Annotated in this window: 19 protein-coding genes and 2 tRNA genes; 9 read left to right on the top strand and 12 right to left on the bottom strand. The window is 63.7% G+C overall.

The genetic code is table 11. The features are described 5' to 3' along the window. Positions 1-167 precede the first annotated feature (167 nt). From AAHF99_RS09955 to AAHF99_RS09945, 3 genes are all read right to left on the bottom strand, one after another. Entirely contained in the window at positions 168-803 is a 636-nt protein-coding gene (locus AAHF99_RS09955; RefSeq protein WP_342164084.1) for a VOC family protein, read from the bottom strand. Positions 804-887: 84 nt separating this feature from the next. Then, positions 888-2,297, bottom strand: coding sequence for a type I glutamate--ammonia ligase (gene glnA / locus AAHF99_RS09950; protein WP_342164083.1), 1,410 nt, complete (start codon positions 2,295-2,297; stop codon positions 888-890). 100 nt (positions 2,298-2,397) lie between these two features. Then, complete coding sequence (locus AAHF99_RS09945; RefSeq protein ID WP_342164082.1) at positions 2,398-2,841, bottom strand: hypothetical protein; 444 nt, start codon at positions 2,839-2,841, stop codon at positions 2,398-2,400. 663 nt (positions 2,842-3,504) lie between these two features. Between AAHF99_RS09945 and AAHF99_RS09940 the strand changes: the two genes are divergently transcribed. After that, entirely contained in the window at positions 3,505-4,542 is a 1,038-nt protein-coding gene (locus AAHF99_RS09940; protein WP_342164081.1) for a glutamine synthetase beta-grasp domain-containing protein, read from the top strand. A 69-nt stretch (positions 4,543-4,611) separates the two neighbouring features. Here the strand turns inward: AAHF99_RS09940 and AAHF99_RS09935 are convergent, their stop codons facing one another. Together AAHF99_RS09935 and AAHF99_RS09930 are read right to left on the bottom strand one after the other, a co-directional pair. Then, entirely contained in the window at positions 4,612-4,785 is a 174-nt protein-coding gene (locus AAHF99_RS09935) for a DUF2735 domain-containing protein (protein ID WP_342164080.1), read from the bottom strand. A gap of 166 nt (positions 4,786-4,951) precedes the next feature. Next, positions 4,952-5,290: a P-II family nitrogen regulator gene (locus AAHF99_RS09930; protein ID WP_342164079.1), complete on the bottom strand. Its 339-nt coding sequence runs from the start codon at positions 5,288-5,290 to the stop codon at positions 4,952-4,954. Between the two features lie 162 nt (positions 5,291-5,452). Here AAHF99_RS09930 and AAHF99_RS09925 point away from each other — a divergent pair, with 162 nt between their 5' ends. Then, positions 5,453-6,973, top strand: coding sequence for an NAD(P)H-hydrate dehydratase (locus AAHF99_RS09925; protein ID WP_342164077.1), 1,521 nt, complete (start codon positions 5,453-5,455; stop codon positions 6,971-6,973). Here the strand turns inward: AAHF99_RS09925 and AAHF99_RS09920 are convergent. Next, positions 6,966-8,444, bottom strand: a complete 1,479-nt coding sequence (locus tag AAHF99_RS09920; protein WP_412759859.1) for a multicopper oxidase family protein — start codon at positions 8,442-8,444, stop codon at positions 6,966-6,968. The genes AAHF99_RS09925 and AAHF99_RS09920 overlap by 8 nt on opposite strands. 157 nt (positions 8,445-8,601) lie before the next feature. Between AAHF99_RS09920 and AAHF99_RS09915 the strand changes: the two genes are divergently transcribed. The 7 genes from AAHF99_RS09915 to AAHF99_RS09885 all read left to right on the top strand — a co-directional run bounded on the left by AAHF99_RS09915 (position 8,602) and on the right by AAHF99_RS09885 (position 16,356). Next, positions 8,602-8,686: transfer RNA gene (locus tag AAHF99_RS09915), tRNA-Leu, on the top strand. A 121-nt stretch (positions 8,687-8,807) separates the two neighbouring features. Further along, complete coding sequence (gene tig / locus AAHF99_RS09910; RefSeq protein WP_342164076.1) at positions 8,808-10,202, top strand: trigger factor; 1,395 nt, start codon at positions 8,808-8,810, stop codon at positions 10,200-10,202. A 126-nt stretch (positions 10,203-10,328) separates the two neighbouring features. After that, entirely contained in the window at positions 10,329-10,955 is a 627-nt protein-coding gene (locus AAHF99_RS09905; protein WP_243952693.1) for an ATP-dependent Clp protease proteolytic subunit, read from the top strand. A gap of 179 nt (positions 10,956-11,134) precedes the next feature. Beyond that, complete coding sequence (clpX, locus tag AAHF99_RS09900) at positions 11,135-12,406, top strand: ATP-dependent Clp protease ATP-binding subunit ClpX (protein WP_243930939.1); 1,272 nt, start codon at positions 11,135-11,137, stop codon at positions 12,404-12,406. Between the two features lie 241 nt (positions 12,407-12,647). Then, positions 12,648-15,077: an endopeptidase La gene (gene lon, locus AAHF99_RS09895; protein ID WP_243952697.1), complete on the top strand. Its 2,430-nt coding sequence runs from the start codon at positions 12,648-12,650 to the stop codon at positions 15,075-15,077. Positions 15,078-15,184: 107 nt separating this feature from the next. Continuing rightward, a tRNA-Val gene (locus tag AAHF99_RS09890) sits at positions 15,185-15,260 on the top strand. A 103-nt stretch (positions 15,261-15,363) separates the two neighbouring features. Further along, entirely contained in the window at positions 15,364-16,356 is a 993-nt protein-coding gene (locus tag AAHF99_RS09885) for a hypothetical protein (RefSeq protein ID WP_342164072.1), read from the top strand. Positions 16,357-17,011: 655 nt separating this feature from the next. Here the strand turns inward: AAHF99_RS09885 and AAHF99_RS09880 are convergent. The 6 genes from AAHF99_RS09880 to AAHF99_RS09855 form a co-directional block, all read right to left on the bottom strand. After that, a complete protein-coding gene (locus AAHF99_RS09880) occupies positions 17,012-17,287 on the bottom strand; it encodes a ribbon-helix-helix protein, CopG family (RefSeq protein ID WP_342164071.1) in 276 nt (91 codons plus the stop codon). Positions 17,288-17,663: 376 nt separating this feature from the next. Continuing rightward, entirely contained in the window at positions 17,664-18,323 is a 660-nt protein-coding gene (locus AAHF99_RS09875; RefSeq protein WP_342164070.1) for a hypothetical protein, read from the bottom strand. Between the two features lie 161 nt (positions 18,324-18,484). Beyond that, positions 18,485-18,919: a hypothetical protein gene (locus tag AAHF99_RS09870; RefSeq protein ID WP_342164068.1), complete on the bottom strand. Its 435-nt coding sequence runs from the start codon at positions 18,917-18,919 to the stop codon at positions 18,485-18,487. Position 18,920: 1 nt separating this feature from the next. Then, a complete protein-coding gene (locus AAHF99_RS09865) occupies positions 18,921-19,412 on the bottom strand; it encodes a hypothetical protein (RefSeq protein WP_342164067.1) in 492 nt (163 codons plus the stop codon). 398 nt (positions 19,413-19,810) lie between these two features. After that, entirely contained in the window at positions 19,811-20,611 is an 801-nt protein-coding gene (locus AAHF99_RS09860; RefSeq protein ID WP_342164066.1) for a hypothetical protein, read from the bottom strand. 363 nt (positions 20,612-20,974) lie between these two features. Beyond that, positions 20,975-24,580: a phage tail tape measure protein gene (locus AAHF99_RS09855; RefSeq protein ID WP_342164065.1), complete on the bottom strand. Its 3,606-nt coding sequence runs from the start codon at positions 24,578-24,580 to the stop codon at positions 20,975-20,977. Positions 24,581-24,732: the final 152 nt, after the last annotated feature.

Genomic DNA, 24,732 nt, shown 5'->3' with positions numbered 1-24,732 from the left:
GCGGAAGACTGCGGATTTCCGCCGTGTCGGGATGGCAGTGAGGTTTTGGGGTGACGGTATCCCCGCAGGATACTGCTAGCTTGGACCCGCCCGAGCTTAGCCACTGGGCCAGATCCTCCTCGCCGGTCACTTCCCGATCAGGCCGGCGAGGAGGGTCCGTCGAAACCTCACGTCAATGTCCGTATCCCCTGTGGTGTGGCGACCTGTGCCTCGAAACGCAGGGTCTCGCCGCATTCGATGGCAATGGGCCAATCGAGATCGAGAGACGCATGGAGTGATCTCACCCATGCCGGATCGGGATGCGTGAGTGTGACCTGTTCGAGTGTCGCTCCGAGGTCCGGCATCGACCTCGCGGGATTGCCTCGCGGCCCCCAATCAATCACGCACGGCGCTGCGCCCTCCGCCGGCCATGCCCCGTCCGCACGGAGGCCGAAACGCCACGATAGGTCGTTGCGCGACACGGTGATGGGCTCCCCCAGCAGAGCGCGGTGAAGGTCCAGAGCGCCGTCGAGGTCGCCCGTGCGAGCGACGAAACCGCGTAACCGCCGCCCGGCATCCCAATCTGCCCTTACGGCCGCTTGATCGCTCAGGCCGAACCATCGCGCTCGATGTGGCGGGTCTGCGTCCGGATCGATCGCGATCACCTCCAGAAACGTCGCCTCGCTCAGGCGGAGGAGGTGGTTTCGCGTGCTCATCTCGCGGTGTCGTCCCCCCTCGGGCATGTCGATGCCGAGGCAGGCGCGAACATGCGCGACACCTTCGGCCAGATCCGGTGCGACGACGACAAGGTGGTCGAAGATCAAGGTCCCGGCTTCCCTGTGACCCCCTTCGCCGGTCGAGACTGCGAAGGGGAGGCCGCGGATGCGAGACCCGCGGCCCTTGCCGAATCAGAGCGAGTAGTACTGCACGAACTCGATCGGGTGCGGGGTCATCTCGTAGCGCAGGACCTCGGCCATCTTCAGCTCGATGAACGACTCGATCTGATCCTCGGTGAACACGTTGCCGGCCGTCAGGAAGGCGTGGTCCTTGTCGAGGCTGGTGAGGGCTTCGCGCAGGGAGCCGCACACGGTCGGGATGCGGCGCAGCTCCTTCGGCGGCAGATCGTAGAGATCCTTGTCCATCGCCGCGCCGGGGTCGATCTTGTTGCGGATGCCGTCGAGGCCGGCCATCAGCAGCGCCGAGAAGGCGAGGTACGGGTTGGCGGTCGGATCGGGGAAGCGCACCTCGAGTCGCTTGGCGTTCGGGCTCTTCGTCCACGGGATGCGGCAGGAGGCCGAGCGGTTGCGGGCCGAGTAGGCCAGCAGCACGGGGGCCTCGTAGCCCGGCACCAGCCGCTTGTACGAGTTGGTCGAGGGGTTGGTGAAGGCGTTCAGCGCCTTGGCGTGCCGGATGATGCCCCCGATGAAGTACAGGCACTCCTGGCTCAGGCCGGCATACTTGTCGCCCGCGAAGAGCGGCTTGCCGTCCTTCCAGAGGGACAGGTGGACGTGCATGCCCGAGCCGTTGTCGCCGTAGACCGGCTTCGGCATGAAGGTCGCGGTCTTGCCGTAGCTCTGCGCCACGTTGTGGATGCAGTACTTATAGATCTGCAGGTGGTCGGCGATCGTGGTGAGCGTGTCGTACTTCAGGCCGAGCTCGTGTTGGGCGCTGGCGACCTCGTGGTGGTGCTTCTCGACGGTGGCGCCCATCGCGGCCATGGCCGCCAGCATCTCGCCGCGCATGTCCTGCGCCGAATCCTGCGGCGGCACCGGGAAGTAGCCGCCCTTGGTCTGGATCCGGTGGCCGAGGTTGCCGCCCTCGTAATCGGTGAAGCCGTTGGTCGGCAGCTCGGTCGAATCGAGCTCGAAGCCGGTCTTGTACGGGTCGGCGGAGAACTTCACGTCGTCGAACACGAAGAACTCGGCCTCGGGGCCGACATAGACGGTGTCCGCGATGCCGACCTCCTGCAGGTAGGCCTCGGCGCGCTTGGCGGTGCAGCGGGGGTCGCGGCCGTAGGGCTCGCCGCTTTCCGGCTCCAGCACGTCGCACACGACGGAGAGCGTCGCGGCGGAGAAGAACGGGTCCATGCAGGCGGTGGACGGATCGGGCATCAGCAGCATGTCCGACTCGTTGATCGCCTTCCAGCCGGCGATCGAGGAGCCGTCGAACATCTGGCCCTCTGAGAAGAAGGCGTCGTCCACCATCGAGACGTCGAAGGTCACGTGCTGCCACTTGCCGCGCGGGTCGGTGAAGCGGAGGTCGACGTAGCGGACGTCGTTGTCCCGGATCGTCTTGAGCACTTCGGCTGCGGTGGTCATCGTGGCGTCTCTCCTGGCTTTCGTTCAGCCGGGCCGACCCATACAGCCCGGCTCGGCTCGGCACCACCCGGGTTAAGGGAATCACGCTCAAGCCGTGGGCTCAGCGAATTCGCATCGGGCATCCGCTCGCTGCGGTCCGACCTCCGCGTCGGAGCCGATCTCGCGTCATCCTCAGGAAGTCCTTAAATCCTTCTGCCGAATGGAAATAGATATCGCTGTTTGTCGCGGACCAAAGTCGCTGCGATTCTTGGTGTGTAAGGTTCGACCCGAGTATACTTTCAACAAAATTACGCAATTTATCTTTTTCCGATTCGTCATAGTTTACTGTTATGCAGTCAATGATTTCCTCCATCGAATTGCCGAACAGGTGCAGATCCTGAATGAACATGCGGCCATATTGTTCGAATTCTTTAGAAGGTAGCATGTCACTCACCGCCGTTACGTGGGGCGGTTGTAATGGTTCGATAACCGCAGGCTCTTGTTGGGTCGTGCACAATAAACAAGCCAACACTACATGTGTCTCGCCTGCCAGCGTCCAAACCATCTTTAGCATCATTCTCGCGTCCCGTGGGTAGTCAAAACGCCGAGTTACAAAACTTCGTCCGGTCTTCCCTCAGATGCCGAATATACCTCTGTCGACTTTAGCTCGAAATTCGCTTTGACGATTTTGTTCACAACATCAAATTTAAAAAATAACTGTTCCGTTTGCAAATACGTGAGACAAGCAGTGTCAATAGTGCTTGTTCATTTATTTGCGGAGGCTCTCGAGCGCCTCCGTTTCTTTTGTTCACTAGACGCTATTTGGGCCGCCAATCGGACTACGCGATTGATTAGAATTGCAGGCCTTGAGGATTAATCAGACCGAAGAAGGGTCACCTGCACCGTCAACGCCGACAGCCGCCAGCCTTGCTGCTCGACTTCGAGAGCTATCAGTTCGTCCCGCTACTCCTATCTTCTGGCGGGCCTATAATAGGACAATAGGCAGGTTTGCAAGAGAATGATGCTTGTCTCCCCTCACCGTATCGCCCCAAGGGCTCACGGTTCTGTGACCGGAAGTGATGGAACATCACGGGTTACGCCGCGCCGATGGCACGATGCGTGCTTAGGGTTCGGCGACCGTTGCAAAGGCGGCGTGCCGTTCGCCGGAGCCCCATGATCTGCGGGGCGCCGCGTCGACAAGGGATCGAGAGATCGGCGAGAGACCGGAATGACGAAATACAAGCTCGAGTATATATGGCTCGACGGCTACACGCCGGTGCCAAACCTGCGTGGCAAGACGCAGATCAAGGAATTCGACAGCTTCCCGACCCTTGAGCAGCTTCCCATGTGGGGCTTCGACGGGTCTTCCACGAAGCAGGCCGAGGGCGGCAGCTCCGACTGCATGCTCAAGCCCGTGCGCCACTTCCCCGATCCGGCCCGCAAGAACGGCGTGCTGGTGCTCTGCGAAGTGATGATGCCGGACGGCAAGACCCCGCACGAGTCGAACAAGCGCGCGACCATCCTCGATGACGCGGGCGCGTGGTTCGGCTTCGAGCAGGAGTACTTCTTCTACCAGAACGGCCGTCCGCTCGGCTTCCCCGAGCAGGGCTACCCGGCCCCGCAGGGCCCGTATTACACGGGCGTCGGCTACTCGAACGTGGGCAACGTCGCCCGCCAGATCGTCGAGGAGCACCTCGACCTCTGCCTCGAAGCCGGCATCAACCACGAGGGCATCAACGCCGAGGTGGCGAAGGGCCAGTGGGAATTCCAGATCTTCGGCAAGGGCTCCAAGAAGGCCGCCGACGAGATGTGGATGGCCCGCTACCTCCTGCAGCGCCTCTGCGAGAAGTACTGCATCGACGTCGAGTACCACTGCAAGCCGCTCGGCGACACCGACTGGAACGGCTCAGGCATGCACTGCAACTTCTCGACCGCGCACATGCGCGAAGTCGGCGGCAAGGAGTATTTCGAGAGTCTGATGAAGGCCTTCGAGGTCAACATCGAAGACCATATCGCCGTCTATGGCCCGGACAACCACATGCGCCTCACCGGCAAGCATGAGACCGCGCCGTGGAACAAATTCAGCTACGGCGTGGCTGATCGCGGCGCCTCGATCCGTGTGCCGCATTCCTTCGTGAACAACGGCTACAAGGGCTACCTGGAAGACCGCCGTCCGAACTCTCAGGGCGACCCCTACCAGATCGCCTCGCAGGTCCTGAAGACCATCGCCTCGGTGCAGGGCGCCAGCAGCTCCGCTGCGGCCTGAGACCGACACGGTCTTCTGATTTGAGAGAGCCGGGCCTTCGGGTCCGGCTTTCTCGCTTTCAGGGTATCGTCACCGCCCCCGGGGGCGGTCGTCGTCGCGGATGGCGGCTTCGTGGTACCACGCGCCGCCGCTCACCACGGGAACGGGTTTGGCGGCCTCGACGGGCCGGCGGGCCGCCTGCGCGCGACGGAAAGCGGAGAGATCGTAGACTTTCGCGGACCCGCGCAGCTCGTGTTCGGCCATCGCTCAGCCCTCCTGGCTCTGTCGAGCGGCCCATTCGGCCGCCCCGTCAGGAGGAATGTAAGGTCACGCGTTGCCGGCAACCATGCCAAAACGGATTTTGCCGGATATTCGTGCAAGAGCGAAAATCAGGCAGTCCGGGAATAGTGTCCCTCGACTGCCGATGCGCTCAGATGGCGTCCGGGCCGGTCTCGCCGGTGCGGATGCGGATCGCTTCTTCGATCGTGGAGACGAAGATCTTGCCGTCACCGATACGGCCGGTCTGGGCCGATTTACGGATCGCGTCGACGGCGCCTCCCACGAGCGCATCCGACAACACGATCTCAAGCTTCACCTTGGGCAGGAAATCCACCACGTACTCGGCGCCTCGATAGAGCTCGGTATGGCCCTTCTGGCGCCCGAAGCCCTTGGCTTCGATCACGGTGATTCCCTGAAGGCCCACCTCCTGGAGGGCCTCCTTCACTTCGTCCAACTTGAAGGGCTTGATGATCGCTTCGATCTTCTTCATGCCGCTCGGGCCTGTCTGTACACGTCACGAGACAGTAACATCGCCGCGACCGAGCCGCCACGGCGTTTTGCCGTCGCTCGGCTCGAAACTGCCTATTTCGCGCTCAATTCCTGCGCATCATTCAGGCGATCGGCGTGATTTTGTCCATTAGGTGAGCATCCGATGGTCGAGGCTAGGGCAATGAGCGGTGCGGAGACTCGGGTGCTCAGCGTTGCGGCGGTGGGCAAACTCGATGCGGCGGCCATTGCCGGCGGGGTGCCGGGCATCGCCCTGATGGAGGCGGCGGGCGCGGCGGTGGCCGACCGGGCGCGGGCGCTGACACCGCAGGGCGGGCGGGTGCTCGTTCTGTGCGGGCCGGGCAACAATGGCGGCGACGGCTTCGTCGCGGCGCGCCTCCTCGCCGCCGACGGCTACGGCGTAACGCTGGTGCTGCTGAGCGACCGGGCGGCACTGAAGGGCGACGCTGCCCTCGCGGCCGAGGCCTGGTCGGGGCCGGTGCAGGCGGACCTGGCTGGCGACCTCGCGGGCACCGACCTTGTGATCGACGCGCTGTTCGGCGCCGGGCTGTCTCGCGATCTCGACGGAGCGGCGCGGGCCATGGTCGAAGCAGTGAATGCGGCGCGCGTTCCCGTTCTGGCGGTCGATGTGCCAAGCGGCGTCGATGGTGACAGCGGCGCGGTGCGCGGCGTCGCCTTCGAGGCGGTGGAGACCGTGACCTTTGTCGCGCGCAAGCCCGCGCATCTGCTCGAACCGGGCCGCTCGCTCTGCGGCGAGATCCATGTGGCGCAGATTGGCGCGGGGGAGGCGGCCCTCGCCGCCGGGCTCGAAGCCTCCCTGCCGCCGCTCCATCACAACGGGCCCGACCTCTGGCGGGGCGCGTTCCCGCGACTTACGCGGGCGAGCCACAAGTACACGCGCGGGCACGCGGTCGTCGTGTCCGGCCCAGCGACCAAGACCGGCGCGGCGCGCCTTGCCGCCCGCGCGGCCCTGCGCGTCGGGGCGGGTCTCGTGACGATGGCCTCGCCGGCGGCGGCGCTTGCAGAGAACGCGGCCCACCTCACCGCGATCATGCTGCGCCGCTGCGAGGAGCCCGACGACCTCGACGATCTGCTGACGGACGAGCGCCTGAACGTCGTGCTGCTTGGACCGGGGCTCGGTGTGGGCGAGCCGACGCGGGATCGCGTGGCGGTGGCGGCCTCGGCGGGGCGTCGCCTCGTCCTCGATGCCGATGCGCTGACGAGCTTCGCGGGCGGGGCCCGCCACCTCGCCGGGCTGATCGCGGAGGGCGGTGGCGAGGCGGTGCTGACACCCCATGCGGGGGAATTCGCCCGGCTGTTCGACGAGACGAAGGTGATGCAGGCGGGCAGCAAGGTGGAGCGCGCCCGCGCCGCCGCCGCGCTGACAGGGACGGTGATCGTGTTCAAGGGCGCGGATACGGTGGTGGCGCATCCGGACGGCCGGGCCGCGATCAACGACCACGGCACGCCCTATCTCGGCACGGCCGGCTCCGGCGATGTGCTCGGCGGTCTGATCGCCGGGCTGCTGGCGCAGGGAATGCCAACGTTCGAGGCCGCCTGCGCCGCCGTGTGGCTCCATGGCGATGCCGGCCTGCGCCACGGGCCGGGCTTGATTGCCGAGGACCTGCCCGAACTGATGCCCGCCGTGCTCGCCGGGCTTACGTGACGTTGAACGAGGTCCAGAGGCCGGTGTCGAATCGCTCCAGCACGGTGGCGCTGATCAGCCACCGGCCGGGATTGTCCGCGAGGAACGCGATCCGCGCCGTGCGGCCTTCGAGCAGCTGGAACGTGTCGAGCCAGTAGGGCTCCCATCCGTCGTCCAGCGGATGGAGCAGGCGGAAGCAGTGGCCGTGCAGGTGTAGGGCCTGCGGGAAAGCGGTGTCGTTGCGCAGCGCCAGCACCACGACCTGCCCGCGCTTCACCGTGAAGATCGGTGCCTGCCCGGTGGTGCCGCTGATGCCGTTGATCGCCCAGACCTTGTTCGGATCGCCGGTATAGACCGGCTCCGGCGCGGGCTTGTCCTTCGCGTCGCCGGTCTCCTTCGGGACGAAGGCGCCGCCGGTGATGACGACGTCCCGTCGCATCGCGTTCTGCAGCTTCACCTCGGCGGGAAGCTTCTTGTTCTCGCCGATGGGGCCGATGGGTGGGCGCTTCTGGGAGAGCTTGTCGCCCTTGGTCGTCACGCTCGCCAGCGTCAGGCCGGAGCCGATCAGCGCGATGACGCTCGCCTTCGCGCCTTCCTCGTCGGGCAGGTCGATCATCAGGTCGTAGCGGGTGCCCGGCGGGAAGGGCAGGGTGGCGCGCAGGGGCTCGAACGTGTCCGTGGGCTGGCCGTCGACGGCGGCCACGTAGACCTTCACGCCCTCGAAGCGCAGCCGCGTGCCGCGCGCATTGCAGCCGTTGGCGACCCGCAGGCGGATCCGGCTGCCGGGGCGCGCCTCGATGCTCTGCGGCACCGGGCCGCCATTCACCGTCACCAGATTGCCGAGCCGCCCGCTCGCGGCGGCAAAGCTGGTCTGCCCGAACGGCATCAGGGTGCCGTCCCCTTCGAGCCGCCAATCCTGCAGCACCAGCCCGAGATCGGCATCGACTGCGGGCGGGTTCGCCTCCTCCACCACGAGCATCCCGGCGAGCCCCCGGCCGGAGGGCTCGCTCGATCCGCCGATCACGAGGGGCCGGATGAGGAAGGTGCCCGCGTCTGGGGGCGTGAACTCGTAGAGGAAGTCGCCGCCGGGCGGCACGGGCGCCTGCGTCACCCCGCCGACGCCGTCCATGGCGTTGACGTTGCGCACCCCGTGCCAGTGCAGCGACAGCGGCTTGTCGGTGGTGTTCTTCAGCCGGAGCCGCACCGGCTGGCCGAGCTTCACCCGCACGATCGGCGGCGTGACCTTCCCGTCGAAGCACCAGATCGCCGTCTCCTGCGCCGGCTCCGGCTTGAACCGGACCTTGCCCGGCCCCGCCAGCAGCCCCTTCGGCTCCGGCGCGGCCGGCGGGGTCTGCGCCCGCGCAGGGCCGGCGAGGCCGAGCACCGCGAGGCCGCCGACCATCGCCCGCCGCGAGGGCGCGACGGCGAGGCGCGACGGCCGGGAATCGGGCCCCGGAATCAGGACGGGATGCGGCGTGGACTCGTCGGCCATGGATCCTCGTGGGCGGCGGGACAGCGCCGCTCCATAACCGCGAGAACGCGATGGCGCCACCGGAGGCAACAGGCCGAACTTTTTTGCTGCGGCCGCCGTCGCGCGTGCTATAGGGCGCGCTTCCGGCGGCCGGCGACGGGCCGGGTTGTCGGCGCGCGCGGGCGTGGCGGAACTGGTAGACGCGCTGGATTTAGGTTCCAGTGTCGCAAGACGTGGGGGTTCGAGCCCCTCCGCCCGCACCAGGCCACCCCGCGACGGCAGGTAATTCCTGCGTCTGCCGACGCCCGCCTCCTTCCCTGCCGTTGAACCTCGGCCCGGATTCGATGGGGCGGGGCGGCACACGATTCTGGAAGAGCGACGACGATGCAGGTCACCGAGATCAACACCCAGGGCCTCAAGCGGGAATATCAGGTCCTGCTGGCCGCCCAGGAACTCGAGGAGCGCCTGACCAGCGAACTCGCCGGCATGAAGGACAAGGTGCAGCTGAAGGGCTTCCGCCCCGGCAAGGTGCCGGTCGCCCACCTGCGCAAGGTCTACGGCCGCTCGGTGATGGCCGACGTCGTGCAGAACGCCGTGAACGAGGCGAATCGCAAGATCGTCAGCGACAACAACCTGAAGCTCGCCCTCGAGCCGCAGATCGAATTCCCCTCCGACCAGCAGGAGGTCGAGAAGGCCCTCGACGCCAAGGCCGACCTCGCCTTCAAGGTGGCTCTCGAGGTGATGCCGAGCTTCGAGCTCGCCGACCTCTCAGACGTCAGCCTCACCAAGCTCGTCGCTACCCCCTCGGATGAGGAAGTGACCGAGGCCCTCGACCGCATGGCCGGTCAGAGCCGCCCGTTCGCCGACCGCGAGGAGGGCGCCGCCGCCGAGAAGGGCGACCGCGTCACCATCGACTTCGTCGGCCGCATCGACGGCGAGGAGTTCCAGGGCGGCAAGGGCGAGGGCATCGACCTCGAACTTGGCTCGAACACCTTCATCCCCGGCTTCGAGGACCAGCTGGTGGGCGCCAAGGTCGGCGAGCAGCGCCTCGTGAAGGTCACCTTCCCGGAGGGCTACGGCGCCGAGCAGCTGGCCGGCAAGGATGCCGAGTTCGACGTGACCGTCACCAAGATCCAGCAGCCCGGCGAGGCGAAGATCGATGACGAGTTCGCCAAGACCATGGGCATGGACACCCTGGCCGACCTGAAGGACGCCATCTCCAAGGCGATCGGCAGCGATTACGAGGCCGCGTCGCGCCGTCGCCTCAAGAAGGAACTGCTCGACGCGCTGGACGGCAAGTACGCCTTCGAGCTTCCCCCGTCCCTCGTGGCGCAGGAATTCGCGGCGGTGTGGGCGCAGGTCGAGCAGGACCTGAAGACCCGCGGCAAGACCTTCGAGGACGAGGGCACCGACGAGGAAAAGGCGCAGGCCGAGTATCGCAAGATCGCCGAGCGTCGCGTGCGTCTCGGCCTCGTGCTTGCGCAGGTCGGCGAGAGCGCCGATATCAAGGTCTCCGACGAGGAGGTCAATCAGGCCCTCATCGCCCGGGTGCGGCAGTTCCCGGGCCAAGAGCAGCAGGTCTGGGACTTCTACCGTAAGAATGCGCAGGCGCTCGCGGAGCTGCGGGCCCCCCTGTTCGAGGAAAAGGTGGTTGACCACGTCCTCGGTCAGGTGAAAGTCACGGAAGAGCCCGTCGCGAAGGACGCCCTGTTCGCCGACGACGAGGAAGACGACACGACCGGTGATAAGCCGGCTGAAAAGGCCGATTCGGCCGACTGAGCCCGCGCCTTCCTTGGGCAGCGGGCAACCATTTTAGGCGATGGTTAAGCATCGCCGTTGTTCGCTGGCATGCCCGGTGGCCCGTGATTCGACGGGCCCCGGGCCTCACCCCCGGGGCAGGATGAGATGAGAGATCCGATCGACGTCTACAACAATGCCCTCGTGCCGATGGTGGTCGAGCAATCGAGCCGCGGCGAGCGCGCCTTCGACATCTACTCCCGCCTGCTGCGTGAGCGGATCATCTTCCTGACTGGCCCGGTCGAGGATTACGGCGCGTCGCTCATCGTCGCGCAGCTCCTGTTCCTCGAAGCCGAGAACCCGAAGAAGGAAATCTCCTTCTACATCAACTCGCCCGGCGGCGTGGTGACCTCGGGCCTCTCGATCTACGACACGATGCAGTTCATCCGCTGCCCGGTGACGACGCTCTGCGTCGGCCAAGCCGCCTCGATGGGCTCGCTCCTGCTGACGGCCGGTGAGCCCGGCCACCGGTTCGCCCTGCCGAACGCCCGGATCATGGTCCACCAGCCCTCCGGCGGCTTCCAGGGTCAGGCGACCGACATCCTGATCCATGCCCGCGAGATCGAGGCCCTGAAGCGGCGCCTCAACGAGATCTACGTGAAGCACACCGGGCGCGAGTACGAGGCGATCCATACGGCGCTGGAGCGCGACAACTTCATGACCGCCGACGCGGCCAAGGAGTTCGGCCTCATCGACGAAGTCATTCAGAAGCGGCCCGAGCCGGCCGCCGCCTGAGCGGACACGACGCGCTGCCGCGGCCTTGATCCTGCCGCGGCAGCGTGTTTGCATCGGGGGATATGACCTCACGGTCAAAGGCGCGCAGCACACTGTTTCTTTAAGCGAACCCCCTTACGTTTCACGAAATGGCCATGCGCCCCTTTGCCGGCAGCGCATGTGGGGAATCGGAGACCGATATGAGCAAGTCTGGCGGCAACGACTCCAAGAGCACGCTGTATTGCTCGTTCTGCGGCAAGAGCCAGCACGAGGTCCGCAAGCTCATCGCCGGCCCGACGGTGTTCATCTGCGACGAATGCGTCGAGCTGTGCATGGACATCATCCGCGAGGAGTCGAAGTCCTCCCTGGTGAAGAGCCGGGACGGCGTGCCCACGCCGAAGGAGATCCGCCGCGTCCTCGATGACTACGTCATCGGTCAGGACTTCGCGAAGAAGGTTCTCTCTGTCGCGGTGCACAACCACTACAAGCGGCTCGCTCACGCGACGAAGCACAACGACGTCGAGCTGGCGAAGTCGAACATCATGCTGATCGGGCCGACGGGCTCGGGCAAGACGCTGCTCGCGCAGACGCTGGCCCGCATCCTCGACGTGCCGTTCACCATGGCCGACGCCACGACGCTGACCGAGGCCGGTTACGTCGGCGAGGACGTCGAGAACATCATCCTCAAGCTGCTCCAGGCGTCCGACTACAATGTCGAGCGCGCCCAGCGCGGCATCGTCTATATCGATGAGATCGACAAGATCTCCCGCAAGTCGGACAACCCCTCGATCACCCGCGACGTGTCGGGCGAGGGCGTGCAGCAGGCGCTCCTGAAGATCATGGAAGGCACCGTCGCCTCCGTGCCTCCGCAGGGCGGCCGCAAGCACCCGCAGCAGGAGTTCCTGCAGGTCGACACCACCAACATCCTCTTCATCTGCGGCGGCGCGTTCGCCGGGCTTGAGCGGATCATCTCGCAGCGTGGCAAGGGCACCTCGATCGGCTTCGGCGCCGCCGTGCAGGCGCCCGACGACCGCCGCACCGGCGAGATCTTCCGCTCGGTGGAGCCGGAGGACCTGCTGAAGTTCGGTCTCATCCCCGAGTTCGTCGGCCGTCTCCCGGTCCTGGCGACCCTCGAGGACTTGGACGAGGCCGCCCTGAAGAAGATCCTTCAGGAGCCGAAGAACGCCCTGGTGAAGCAGTACCAGCGCCTGTTCGAGATGGAGAACGTCGACCTGACGTTCCAGGACGAGGCTCTGTCCCTCGTCGCCCGCAAGGCGATCGAGCGGAAGACCGGCGCCCGCGGCCTGCGCTCCATACTGGAGACCATCCTCCTCGACACGATGTACGACCTGCCGGGCCTCGAGTCCGTCGAGCAGGTGGTGATCGGGCCGGAGGTGGTCGAGGGCAAGTCGCGCCCGCTCTACATCCATGGCGAGCGCGGCAAGGAAGCGCCTGCCAGCGTCAGTGCGTAAGGACGATGACAGCCCGGCGTTGTAGTGCCGGGCTGCGCTGTCCCGTTCTCCTTGAAAGGCGTCCGGGGCGTCATCATCTCAGGCTCAGCGCAGTGGCCGTACGCTCCTTAGAGGTACGGTACCGCGTCACCAGCCGCTCAATCTCCCCAATAAGACCCTCGCGGCCCGGTCGGCCGTGGCAGCGTGCTTGCTCCGTCTGCGGAGGGGCGTTCTGTCCGGCATTCCTGATGAGGTTTCCGATATGACCCAGTCGAAATCGCGCCAGCCGGTCATTCCGGGCTCGACGGGCTCTTATGCCGTCCTTCCCCTGCGCGACATCGTCGTCTTTCCGCATATGATCGTGCCGCTCTTCGTAGGGCGCGAGAAGTCGATCCGTGCGCTCGAAGAGGCCGTCCGCTCCGACCGCCACATCCTCCTCGCCACGCAGATCAACGCGGGTGACGATGATCCGGCGACCGACGCGATCTACAAGATCGGCACGCTGGCCAGCGTCCTCCAGCTTCTGAAGCTGCCCGATGGCACCGTGAAGGTGCTGGTCGAGGGTGTCGGCCGCGCCAAGATCGCGAACTTCACCCGCTCGGACGAGTATTACGAGGCGACCGCGCTCGCGCTCCATGACGAGCTCGGCGATCAGGTCGAGGCCGAAGCCCTTGCGCGCTCGGTGCTCTCGGAGTTCGAAAACTACGTCAAGCTGAACAAGAAGATCTCCCCGGAGGTCGTCTCCGCCGTCACGCAGATCGACGAGCCGTCCAAGCTCGCCGACACGATCGGCTCGCACCTGCTCGTCAAGATCGCCGACAAGCAGGGCATCCTGGAGACGCCCACCGTCGCCCAGCGCCTGGAGAAGGTGCTGTCGCTAATGGAGAGCGAGATCTCCGTGCTGCAGGTGGAGAAGCGCATCCGCACCCGCGTCAAGCGGCAGATGGAGAAGACGCAGCGCGAGTACTACCTCAACGAGCAGATGAAGGCGATCCAGAAGGAGTTGGGCGACTCCGAGGATGGCCGCGACGAGCTGGCCGAACTCGAGGAGAAGATCGAGAAGACCAAGCTCTCGAAGGAAGCCCGCGAGAAGGCGACGGCCGAGCTGAAGAAGCTGCGCCAGATGTCGCCGATGTCCGCCGAGGCGACCGTCGTGCGCAACTACCTCGATTGGATGCTCGGCATCCCGTGGGGCAAGCGCTCGAAGATCAAGAAGGACCTCCTCGGCGCGCAGGCGCTGCTGGACGAGGATCACTTCGGCCTCGACAAGGTCAAGGAGCGGATCGTCGAGTACCTCGCCGTGCAGCAGCGGGCGAACAAGCTCACCGGTCCGATCCTGTGCCTCGTCGGTCCTCCCGGTGTCGGCAAGACCTCGCTTGGCAAGTCCATCGCCAAAGCGACCGGGCGTGAGTTCGTGCGCATGTCGCTGGGCGGCGTGCGGGACGAGGCCGAGATCCGTGGCCACCGCCGGACCTATATCGGCTCGATGCCCGGCAAGATCGTCCAGTCGATGCGGAAAGCGAAGACGTCCAACCCGCTCATCCTGCTCGACGAGATCGACAAGATGGGCATGGACTTCCGCGGCGACCCGTCGGCGGCCCTCTTGGAGGTGCTGGATCCCGAGCAGAACTCGACGTTCAACGACCATTACCTCGAGGTCGATTACGACCTGTCGAACGTGATGTTCGTGACGACGGCGAATACGCTCAACATTCCGGCGCCGCTGATGGACCGGATGGAGATCATCCGCATCGCCGGCTACACCGAGGAAGAGAAGGTCGAGATCGCCCGCAAGCACCTGATTCCGAGCGCCATGAAGAAGCATGGCCTCGACAAGAAGGAGTGGTCGATCACCGATGACGGGCTGATGATGCTGGTGCGTCGCTACACGCGGGAAGCCGGTGTCCGCAACCTGGAGCGGGAAATCTCCAACCTCGCCCGCAAGGCGGTGAAGGAGATCCTGATCACCAAGGCGAAGTCGGTGAACGCGACCGAGGACAACCTGCCGACCTTCCTCGGCCCGCCGAAGTTCCGCTACGGCGAGATCGACGCGGACGATCAGGTCGGTGTGGTGACGGGTCTGGCCTGGACCGAGGTCGGCGGCGAGTTGCTGACGATCGAGGGCGTCATGATGCCCGGCAAGGGCAAGATGACGGTCACGGGCAACTTGAAGGATGTGATGAAGGAGTCGATCTCTGCGGCGGCGTCCTACGTCCGCTCGCGGGCCCTCGATTTCGGCATCGAGCCGCCGCTCTTCGAGCGTCGCGACATCCATGTCCACGTGCCGGAAGGCGCGACGCCGAAGGACGGACCGTCCGCTGGCATCGCGATGGCCACCGCCATCGTCTCGACCCTGACGGGCATCCCGGTTCGCCGCGACATCGCGATGACTGGTGAGGTGACCCTGCGTGGCCGGGTGCTGCCGATCGGCGGCCTGAAGGAGAAGCTGCTCGCCGCGCTGCGCGGCGGCATCAAGACGGTACTGATCCCCGAGGAGAACGCCAAGGACATCGCCGAGGTGCCCGACAGCGTGAAGAACGGTCTCGAGATCGTTCCGGTCTCGCGGATGGATCAGGTGCTGGAGCGGGCGTTGCTGAGCAAGCCCGAGCCGATCGAGTGGGACGAGCCACTCCCGCCCGTGAAGCCGGCCGCCCGCCCGGACGAGGAAGGCGCAGCCTTCATCGCCCACTAAAACCGAAACAGCCCGGAGCCCCACCGCTCCGGGCTTTTTCATAAGCCGGGCGTGGAGGCGGCTGCCCTTGCCTAGACGCCCGGCAATGCCGTATCGACCACCGCTGCGGGCGGTTAGCTCAGTTGGTAGAGCGTCTCCTTTACACGGAGAGGGTCGGCGGTTCGAGCCCGTCACCGCCCACCAGAAACCCTAATGATTTCAGCGATTTAGCTTAGTGCTTCCGGATCGCTGCACCCCGAGAAACGAGGCCGGGGTGCATACGGGGTGCAAATGGGGGGGTGGCGTGATGTTCCAGGTGCGCCTTCGTCTCCGCTTGGCGAAGAACCTCGGCACGCCAGATTTGACGCGGACTGTCGAAATCGCAGGACGGACAGTCACGATTCGATCTGCGCTCGGGACGGATAGGCCGTTCGCCGAGTCTGAATGGATCGTGCTCCGATCGCATGGCTTCCAAACCGAAGCGGAAGCGAGCGACTTCGGCACCCGTCTGAAACAGGCGGTCAGCGCTGCCAGCGTTTGCTGCGCCCTCGGCGTCGATCTCGGAAACGATCGGTCGGGCCCGTGGATGGACACCAATTTCGCTCGGTCGATAGGCCTGATTCAGCCGCACGAGCGCACGCACACAAACGTGCATGGACTGGTGGTGTTGGAGGATGACCCGAACATCCGTTTCCCGTCAGGCCAAGCGACACTGACCGTTCACACGAGCGTCGAGGAATTCCTTAGGGCACTGGAATGTGCGGCGGAAACTGCCGACAAGATCGAGCAGCAAGCGGCTAACGCCCTACGCCTTCTCAACCAAGCCCTTATCAATCGGCAGCCTTTGGCGAAGCTTGTCCTCGCAATCTCTGCGGTCGAAGCTCTCGGCCAGGATGCTGAATGGAGCGCAGCTCAAAACGCTCTGCGACAGCGCCTCGCCGCTTCCGCACGATTCGATCCGGGTCTCAGTGACGCGGAGCGAAACGAAGTTGCCGACATGGTGACGCGGGGACATCGCATTGGCCTACGCCAGGGCGTGAAGCGTTTGCTCACCCGCCTCGATCTGCTTCACCTCATGGGGGAGTGGGACCGCATCTATGGGATTCGCAGCGGCATCGTTCACGGCATCATGACAAATACGGAAGCGGTGATTGGTCAGCTCGCCGCCGAGGCAACGAACTTATGCGGCTTGATCGTTCTAAGGCTCGCTCAGCGCAAGGGCTTCGTTCTCCCTGAGGTCGCTGAGACCCATTTTCCTGGGTCGAATAATCCGCCCCCGTCGGCCGACAGGTCCGTTTAAGCGCCTCCCCCAACCCCGCTCATAAGATCGGCCAATAGGTCCTTAACGGCAGAACAGGCAACCCCTCAGCTCATCACAAGACTCGCGCAATCTAGAAATAGGTGGAAGCGGCCATGCAGGCAGACGGTGATGACAATCCTGTAATAACGTGGACATCAGTCGGCGCAGCACTCACGGCCTGGGAGCAATTGGAAGAGCAGATAGCAATACTTTATACAATTTTCATCGATAAGCCTCGGCAGATAAATTCTATGCAAGACTTTGGTAGAGAAGGTCGCATCTACAGCCAGCGCATCGAATTGCTGAGGAAGGCCTTAGACAGCTACTTCATACGCAAGCCTAATCAGCAATTAGAGGGTGATATTGGGCTTCTGATAAGAGATATTGAATCTAGTTCAATTTCTAGACATCAAATAGCCCATGGAACTAGAGTCGACATACCGGTATATTCCATTGAAAATAGAGATGCGAGTGGCGCAATATGGCCTCAAATGAGATCATTTCTTGCCCCTCCTTGGTATTCGCGAGACCGACTTAGGTATGATGAGTTCGCTATAGATTCTAAAGCAATCTATCGTTCGATGGCTGGATTTATCTCTCTAAGGGATCGAATTGTGGAGATCTCGAACCGAATATCTCCTCCTTCGTAGTATGATTATGCGCAGCCCCTTGGTTCGCCGATCGGATCTTCCAAAGTCTCGTTGGCCCCGTGAATCACCGCAAGTCCGTCCAGGATGGCGGCGATGACGATGTGCGGCTCATCCTGAAGGTCGAGGTAGAGGCGGACGGCATCCCGCAGGATCGAGCTTCGAGACGGAAGGTCTTCCTGCGAACGACGGAACAAGTCGAGGCGGTCGAGGTCTTCGTCCGTCAACTGAGTCGAGACCGAGCGCATGGGAAGGGCGGGGAGCTTGTCGTCTTCGTGGGTCATGATCGTAACGTGGGTTGTGTGGCTTGAGGCGGGATGCCTTGCCAGGGGGATGTTGAGGGTGCCGGCGACCGTTGAGGGTGACTGTAAGCGGCGGGTAATGGTGGATTCTCTGCGATTCATCCTGTGACGCTCACAGCGAGCCGCACAGCGGTACGAGGCCTTCCCAAGTGCTCGGCAGCTCGGAAGGTCTCGTCGGCCTCCCTGAGCCAACTGAGAAGCCTGGAACGCAAGCGTGGCTGAAACGTTTGGGATCATCTGGTGTAGCCCCGTCGCCACAGCGACTTTTCGGGGGCCCCCACCGAGTTTCCTCGCCCGTTCGGGGATGGGGAACGTGTGTCGACTCGGTCCCTAATTTCGGGGGGGATGCCCCCGAAAATCACGAAACGGCAGTGCTCCGATCACCGCCACGCGGACGGCCTGCGAGGCGGCGCAGCTCGGCCAGGATCGCGGTATCCTCAGGCGAAAGCCGGTCGGTCGGATCGATCAGCAACATCGCCTCGTCGGGCACCTCGACGTGCATAACCGGCACGTTCGCAGGGACGGCTAGGGCAGCGGCGCGGGCGAGCTGACGGGCTCGTTCCTCCTCCCGCATCCGGTAAGCGATAGCAGCCTTCAGAAAGGTCTCGGCGCGGAGTTGCGCAACCGGGTCTGCAGGCAACCCCACGTCGGCATCGGTCAATCCGCCCGTGACGGTGGCGGGTGCGAGAGTCACCGGAACCGCGATGATCTCGGCCTCGGCCAGGATCACCTTCTCAGTAACGGCGATCACGGCGGGGGTCTCGTCGGACGCCGTATCGATCCCGAAGCCGACGCGGAGAACACGCAACACCGCTCCAGGGATAAGGCCGTCCGGCGCAGCGTCGAGATGGACGGCGAGGACCAGCCCGTCGTCGGTTGCGGTGATCGGCATAACCGCGTCCGCGTCAGCCTTTCGCTTGCCACGACAAGTGAATTCGCGGGCAGCAACCGTGATGCGGATCGCGTCCGATTGGCTGACGGCCACCGTGGCGACCGGCGATCCGGCGGTGTGACGCACGGTGAGGACGCGGACTTCGTGCAGTTCGACCGCTGGTACGGGACGGCGCGGGACACGCTGCCTCTTGGGCGTTGCCTCTCTGAGAAGCGTAGCGGCGATCTGAGCAGCGGGTCGAAAAGCGCCAGGACGGCTAGCAGGCTTGCAGGATGGCATAGGGAGGCTCAGTGGTAGGTAGGGGGATCGTCGGCGGCGAGGAGCGCGGCCAGCTCGGCGTCTACGGCGGCCCACGCATCACGGGCGGCACTGACGTTGGCGGATAGACGGGCCAGGGCCTCGTGCAGGGCGGGGTCGCGTCCACCCGGCAGGTGCTGAACCCTGCGGATGAGGCGTGCGGCCTCGATGGTGATCGGCGTCGGCTCCGGCGGGCGTTGCGGCTCGACAGCGGGCGCGATCATCTCGACGGTCGGCAGGGCCTCGTCGCCACGAAGCTTCCGACGATAGGCGCGCGAGTAGAAGGTATTAGCATTGACCCCCGATCGCCGGAGTACGGCAGCCTGGGACGCATCGCGGGGTGTCGCACCCTCAGCGGCACGGCGGCGGCGCGCGGCCTCGGCCCGGATCGCTTTGCGCCGGACGAGTTCATCGTGATTTGGCATGTCACGCTTCCCAGAAAGAAGGCGAGACCGGGTGTGGAAACGCGTCAGGCTCGGGGAAGGCGACGAGGGTATTGATGAAAAACGAAACGCCAGCGCGCTCGGCGTTCAGGTAGGCGTAGAACCATCCCACCAAGAGGCCATGCGAGTGCTGGTCCGTAGGCGGGAGAGCGCGGCCGTAAGCATCGATCACACGCGGCGGCGGATTGGTCCTGGCCTTGATGTATCGTCCCCGACCGTCCTCATGAGCACGAACCGGAAGGCCGAGAATGCCATCGTACTCGGGGAAGCGCGACCGGAACAAAGTCCACGCGGCCTCCTCGAAGGCGTCGGTGTCCTCAGCGTTCAGCCGCAAGCCGACGTTGTAGGACGCCCAACGGTTCTTCGCGGGATCAGCCGCAGAAAATCTCGTGTAAAGGATTTCACCGGCAGGGGTCGAATACGGGGCTCGTACAGTCTCACGGCCCGCGAGTTTGCGATTTCTGGTCGGGGACATTGATCATCCTGATAAGCATTTCGGACTCCTTCTTCGTTGAGGATGTAGTCTACCATGTACACGCGATGCCCGCTGGACTTCCGCGCCCGTGATAAGGGTGGATCGCAAGAATTTAGGTCTGAGCTTAGCCATAAAAATCCTGGCCAGGGATTGGTGACTGGCCACTCGGTGGCTCGCGGCATGATCGGTGCGGCCTGAGGGATCGCTCGCGCCCCCGCCTCGGCTCTGGCCTCAGTCATTCCTTTGGGAGAGAGGAGCCCGGCCATCCGCGCTAATGCGGTTGGTGAGTGGGGCTCAGGTCCGGCCATTACCAATTCCTTGGCAAGGACAGCGTGGGGGTCCGCGCTCCACCCTCAGAAGTCGCGATCCACGTTCACGTCGATGGTTGGCTCGCGGATTTACGGGTGTTCGCTTTGGTGCGTGTGGTTCTTTGTTGTGGGGGCCGAAACCCCGTCGCGGCATGAACGGTATTGTGGGGGCCGAAACCCCGTCGTTTCGGTTACGTGTTGCTGTGCAATAGGCCGAGAGATCTTGTTTTCAGTGGGGGCCGAAACCCCGTCGTTCGTGGTTACGTGTTGCTGTGCATCGCCATTGCCTGCCGCCTCTGCCTTGATCCGCTCTCGCCGGTTCTTGGCGTAAATGGCGTCGTAGGTCGTTCCATCAGAGCGGGCTTTCGCAGCCTTGCTCTGAGAACGCGGTGTGTGATTCGGATCTGCAGCACGCTTGTCCTGCCGGTACTTCTTCCGCCGCGCCCGATCCTTCTCGTCGCGGGCCTTGGCGGATTCGTTGGCGGCGGTCAGGGTCTCCAGCCCGTAGGCGTCGATTTCGTCGGCCTGGACGGCGAGGAGGCGGCAGAGTTTGTCCTGGCGAGGCGTCTTTCGAGACTTCGCGTGGCACCGACGAGCCTGTTCATCGATCCAGTCACCCCCGTGTTCCACGAGGAGGATTGCGCTGTAGGCGCAGACCCAATCGCGCACCGCGTCGAGCCACCGCGTCCGCGAGACAATCAGGTGAGGCAGCGCAGCGAAGAAGTAGCGGCGCGCCCATTCCCGATCCGTGCAGATGAAGCCGTGGCGTCCCTCGATAAGCTTTCCGATATCAGAGAGGCGTAGATTGTTGACGGGTGTGCGCGTGGCGGACTTAGACGCGTTGACGCGAGCCGCGACTTGCGGCGATTCGGCGGATTTGGTATAAGGCATTCGCTAGAGTGTCTTCGCCCTGGCGTCGCTCACCTTGTGAAAGAGCGGCGCCGGGGCGTCCTTTCATTTATCGAAATGCGGTTGGACCTTCCGCATCGTTTCGTTGGCCATTTGGCTGCAACCGAATGACGCCGATATCGTAACGTAGACACCTCAGAATCGCAACTCGACGGGTGATGCCTGCCGGTTTGCCTTCGCGTGCGCGTTTTTACTTGGTGTCATTCCCTGAATGGGTGGCGAAGTATTCCAGAAAAAGTGTGATCTCTGGTAGAGACTTGCGGCGGACTTTCCCTGAAGAAGCGCCCTCAAACGCATGGCGCACCGATCGATCCGGTAGAGCCATGCGTTTACTAGTATTTCGGCCTATGCGAACGTGTCGTAGTCGTGCGTACGACGGTTCATGGACTCCTGGATCTTGCGCTGGACTGTATTAGCCAGTTCTTCAGGTGTGTGATGGGCGCCGTTGACGTGGATATCGATCTTCGGTGAGCCTGAACCGCCAGGGCCGCCAGCCGAGTTGTTGCGTATCAGGTTATTCACGCCCTCGTTCCTCAGGGGAACCTTGCCATCGGCGCCGAGACCGGCCGATGGTGCGGTTTGCCCTCCAGCAAGATCGGGTGAGCGTCCCGCCCACTCGAAATGCATCGCATCCTTCCGTCTTTTCCAGTCGCCACCCCATGTCAGACCATATTTTGCCGCCATGTCCGACACGTTGTTCGGCAAGTCGGTCTTCAGCGGACCGTATCCCATAGGGTTCTCGGCCGGATTGATGTCAATAGCATTGCCGTAAGCGTGCTGTGACCATCCAGAGCCGCCACGAATGCGTCGGGCATTGAAGCCAAACAGCGATTTGACCTTGTATCCGGTCGACTCCAACTCGTCCACGAAGCCACGGAAGGAATCGGCCGCCGCCGCGTTGACGGTGAGCCGCTTCCCGCTTGCCGTGGTAATCGTCGTTAGGTTCTGGCCAACGCCGCCGTACTGGCCCTTCATGAAGTTGGCCGAGCCCCGGATATCGTCATTGACGCCCCGGTAGGTGCCAGACCCTGCGATGCGAGTTGCGGTTGAGCCTTCGCTCCACCCCTCACGGCGCTGTTGGGCGTCTAGCAGCCGGGAGCGTTGGTCGGCTGAGAGCGAGGACAAGGGTGTATCGACGCCGACTCCGGCAGACCTAGCGAGGTCAGCGGCGTAGCTTTCCGGGTTGTTCCCATCCGATCCGGGCGCCCATTTCCGAATTGCTTCAGCGATCGTCAGACCAGAATAACTCTTGCTGTTGAACAAGAGATTTTCCTGCGCCTTTATCCCCGCTTCATACGACGGGAAAACAGCAAACCCTTTGTCATCGGCTCCCGTTGCACCTTGAGACTGTGCAAACTGCCCGAATTTGATGTTACCGGGATTCCGATTTCTCCAAGCGCGCGAACCGCCGGAACTGGCCTGCCCGCCACCGCCTCCGATGATTCCTCGCCGACGCATCCCGGTTAGGCCATGTCCGAGTGAACCTCCAGGGGTGGACGAATTGATCGCCGGCCCATCGCCACCACCGCCGACGACGCCGCTCAGGGCTGTGCGAGCCGTCGAGCGGATCGACTCTGTGACCGTCTCGCCCGTGGTGATCGAGGCTTTGTGGATTAGGGATTTGAAGCTTTCGTCTTGGAAAGATTGCTTCTGAATCTTCGCACCTTCCTCGACAGCCTCTGTGTTTTTGTCGGTGGCCTTACGTTGCTTCTCGATTTCCAAGGCGTAGGCGCCGAGACGCCGCATCAGCTTGTCTTTGTCCTCTTTCGAGGCGTCGGTTGTGAGCGGCATCGCCATCGCCGGGGCGAACCGGCTGAGGAACGCCGCCATCCGGCCGACGATGCCCGCCCCTGCCACCGCAGGGGCTGCTCCGGCACCTGTTGCACCAACCAACCCTGCGGCCTTCATGAGCCGCCACGCACCGAGCACAGCCGTGGTGAAGCCCCCTATCGCCGTCGCCAGCCCGCCCAACACCGCCACAGCCGGAGCGGCGACGAGGAGCGCGGCGCTCAGACCAAGGATGCGGGCGGACCACTTCCCCAACTCTTCGGGAGAAGCGTTCTGCCCGGCGAACAGGCCCACGAATGACCGGATCGCTGAGCCGATGTCCCGAATGCCCTGGCCCACGCCCTTGGCGAAATCACCCACGGCCCTGGCATTCATCTGAAATTGGCCTGGATCACCCAGCCACGTCCGCAGAAGTCCGCTCATCGTGCCATCGGGTGAACCTAAGCCGGTGAGGAAGCCCGTGATTCCCGATTTGAAGGCGATGTCGAAGGACTCGAACGCCTTGGGAGTCTGAATCGCCCAATCCCGAAGGTCCGACCAGAAGGGTTTCAGCACCATTCCAAGCCCATCCTTCAGGCTTTGGACGGTCGAACCGATTTGATCCATAATGAAATCGAAGCTTCCGCTTCTGATTGACATGCCAGAGTCGATTGCGTTGCCAGCTTCCTTCGATCTGACAGACTTGCGCATGTCACGGAAGCGGTGACCGACTGCCATACCAGCGTGAACGCTTCCAAATTCCTTCCCAAAAATCTCTTCGGATGCTTCGAGTCGAGCGCGTGGATCTGTGATCGCCGCCAGACCTTCGTAAATGCCTTCCATCGTTCCGGCGGCATCCTTGGAAAGGCCTTCCTTCAGTGCCTTCCAACTTCCGAAACCGAGCTTCCGGGGAAGCTGCATGATGAGATAGTCTTTCGGCGACTTATGTTTCTTCCTGGAAATTCCGGCAGCGCGCGTCGGCATAGACGCGAGTCGTTCGGTGACGCTGGACAACATGCGAGAGGCTGACTCACCATCCGCGCCGGATGACGTGGCCGCACCGCCGAATGCAAGAGTATCCTCAAGGCTGAAACCGGCGGCAGCGCCAGCACTGAGCCCGCGTCGAACAAAGGAACTCAGGCCGGTTCGCGATGCAGCGGTGGTGGCGGCAAGATGTTGCTGGAGGTTGAAGAGCTGCTTGATCTTGTCGGCACTGAGCTTACCGAAGGCGCCGAGCGCGGTGATACCGTAACCGCTCGACTCCATGACTTCGGAGGGATTGATATCATTCAAGCGAGCATACTTACTGCCGAATTCTGTGACCGCATCCACGAGCGCTTCGTCGACGCCCGCCTGAAGCGCTTCTGCACGGGCGGACAAGTATTCGCTTGTCCGAATGCCGAGCTGACGGGCGATCGGAGCCGCCTGTTTGACGAGATTTTTCCCCTTGGCGTCGGCGTCCTTGGGCGAGAGCCCGGACAAGCGCGTGTTTGCGTTGAGCGCCTTGTCGAGATCGACTCCGCTACGAGTCAGAGCTGCGACGGTGCGGTTCGCGGCGTAGACCGATGCAGCGGCGGCGGTTCCACCTACGGCGACGGCACGGCCAGCACCGGCACGAACCTGCCCGGCGCCAGTGCGGATTTGCGTTGCAGCCTTTTCTTGTTCCCGCCGTAGGGCACGGGCATCCGAGATCGCCTTTCTGGCCTCCCGATCGCGCATCCGCCCAGTCTCTCGGACTTCTCGCTGGATCGCGGTTTCCGCAGCTCGCTCTTCAGCGGCACGTTGGGCGGCGATCCTTGTGTTGAAAGCCATCTGCTCCCGGAAGCGGCGCTCGACTTCGCGGGCTTCCTCGCGGGCGGCGCGGGCGGACTCCGACTCCTCGGCCTTTCTCTGCGATGCCATCCTGCGCTCGAACGCGAACCGTTTGCGTAGTTCGGCATACAGGTCGCGCTCACCCTCGACGGCGGCGCGGGCTCCGGCATCACTGGCAGAGCCCTTAGATCGCAGGCCTGTAACGGCCCTGGCCATGGAACCGAGGGCTTTCAGGCTATCGTTGGTGTGTTTGCCGATTGCCGTGAGTTCAGCATCGATCCGGGCAAGCTCCTCTCGAAGAGCCTTGGCTTTCTCGGCATTGTGAACGTCTACGTCGAGGTTAAGCTTCAGATCAAGTTTGTCGTCCGACACGATATCTCTTCCAGGATTTGGGCAAGCGTCAGCAACACGCGGCTCATGGGGCGCGGTGACGGCTCAGTTGTTCGGGGTGGTGAAGGTCAGCTCGTCGGAAAAGACGAACAAAAATTGATTAGCGGCATATATGGGTCAGCCGCCTACCCCCC

This window comes from Methylobacterium litchii, from assembly GCF_038442315.1.
GTDB classification, from domain to species: domain Bacteria; phylum Pseudomonadota; class Alphaproteobacteria; order Rhizobiales; family Beijerinckiaceae; genus Methylobacterium; species Methylobacterium litchii.
The sequence above is the reverse complement of the archived record's forward strand: the minus strand, read 5'-3'. Positions and strand labels throughout refer to the sequence as shown.

Excerpts from the sequence above, each read along its gene's own strand:
- AAHF99_RS09930 (WP_342164079.1), bottom strand. The coding sequence starts at position 5,290 with ATGAAGAAGATCGAAGCGATCATCAAGCCCTTCAAGTTGGACGAAGTG.
- AAHF99_RS09885 (WP_342164072.1), top strand. The coding sequence starts at position 15,364 with ATGTTCCAGGTGCGCCTTCGTCTCCGCTTGGCGAAGAACCTCGGCACG.
- AAHF99_RS09865 (WP_342164067.1), bottom strand. The coding sequence starts at position 19,412 with ATGTCCCCGACCAGAAATCGCAAACTCGCGGGCCGTGAGACTGTACGA.
- AAHF99_RS09920 (WP_412759859.1), bottom strand. The coding sequence starts at position 8,444 with ATGGCCGACGAGTCCACGCCGCATCCCGTCCTGATTCCGGGGCCCGAT.
- AAHF99_RS09860 (WP_342164066.1), bottom strand. The coding sequence starts at position 20,611 with ATGCCTTATACCAAATCCGCCGAATCGCCGCAAGTCGCGGCTCGCGTC.
- AAHF99_RS09870 (WP_342164068.1), bottom strand. The coding sequence starts at position 18,919 with ATGCCAAATCACGATGAACTCGTCCGGCGCAAAGCGATCCGGGCCGAG.
- tig (WP_342164076.1), top strand. The coding sequence starts at position 8,808 with ATGCAGGTCACCGAGATCAACACCCAGGGCCTCAAGCGGGAATATCAG.
- AAHF99_RS09905 (WP_243952693.1), top strand. The coding sequence starts at position 10,329 with ATGAGAGATCCGATCGACGTCTACAACAATGCCCTCGTGCCGATGGTG.
- AAHF99_RS09940 (WP_342164081.1), top strand. The coding sequence starts at position 3,505 with ATGACGAAATACAAGCTCGAGTATATATGGCTCGACGGCTACACGCCG.
- AAHF99_RS09925 (WP_342164077.1), top strand. The coding sequence starts at position 5,453 with ATGGTCGAGGCTAGGGCAATGAGCGGTGCGGAGACTCGGGTGCTCAGC.
- clpX (WP_243930939.1), top strand. The coding sequence starts at position 11,135 with ATGAGCAAGTCTGGCGGCAACGACTCCAAGAGCACGCTGTATTGCTCG.
- lon (WP_243952697.1), top strand. The coding sequence starts at position 12,648 with ATGACCCAGTCGAAATCGCGCCAGCCGGTCATTCCGGGCTCGACGGGC.
- AAHF99_RS09945 (WP_342164082.1), bottom strand. The coding sequence starts at position 2,841 with ATGGTTTGGACGCTGGCAGGCGAGACACATGTAGTGTTGGCTTGTTTA.
- AAHF99_RS09880 (WP_342164071.1), bottom strand. The coding sequence starts at position 17,287 with ATGACCCACGAAGACGACAAGCTCCCCGCCCTTCCCATGCGCTCGGTC.
- AAHF99_RS09935 (WP_342164080.1), bottom strand. The coding sequence starts at position 4,785 with ATGGCCGAACACGAGCTGCGCGGGTCCGCGAAAGTCTACGATCTCTCC.
- glnA (WP_342164083.1), bottom strand. The coding sequence starts at position 2,297 with ATGACCACCGCAGCCGAAGTGCTCAAGACGATCCGGGACAACGACGTC.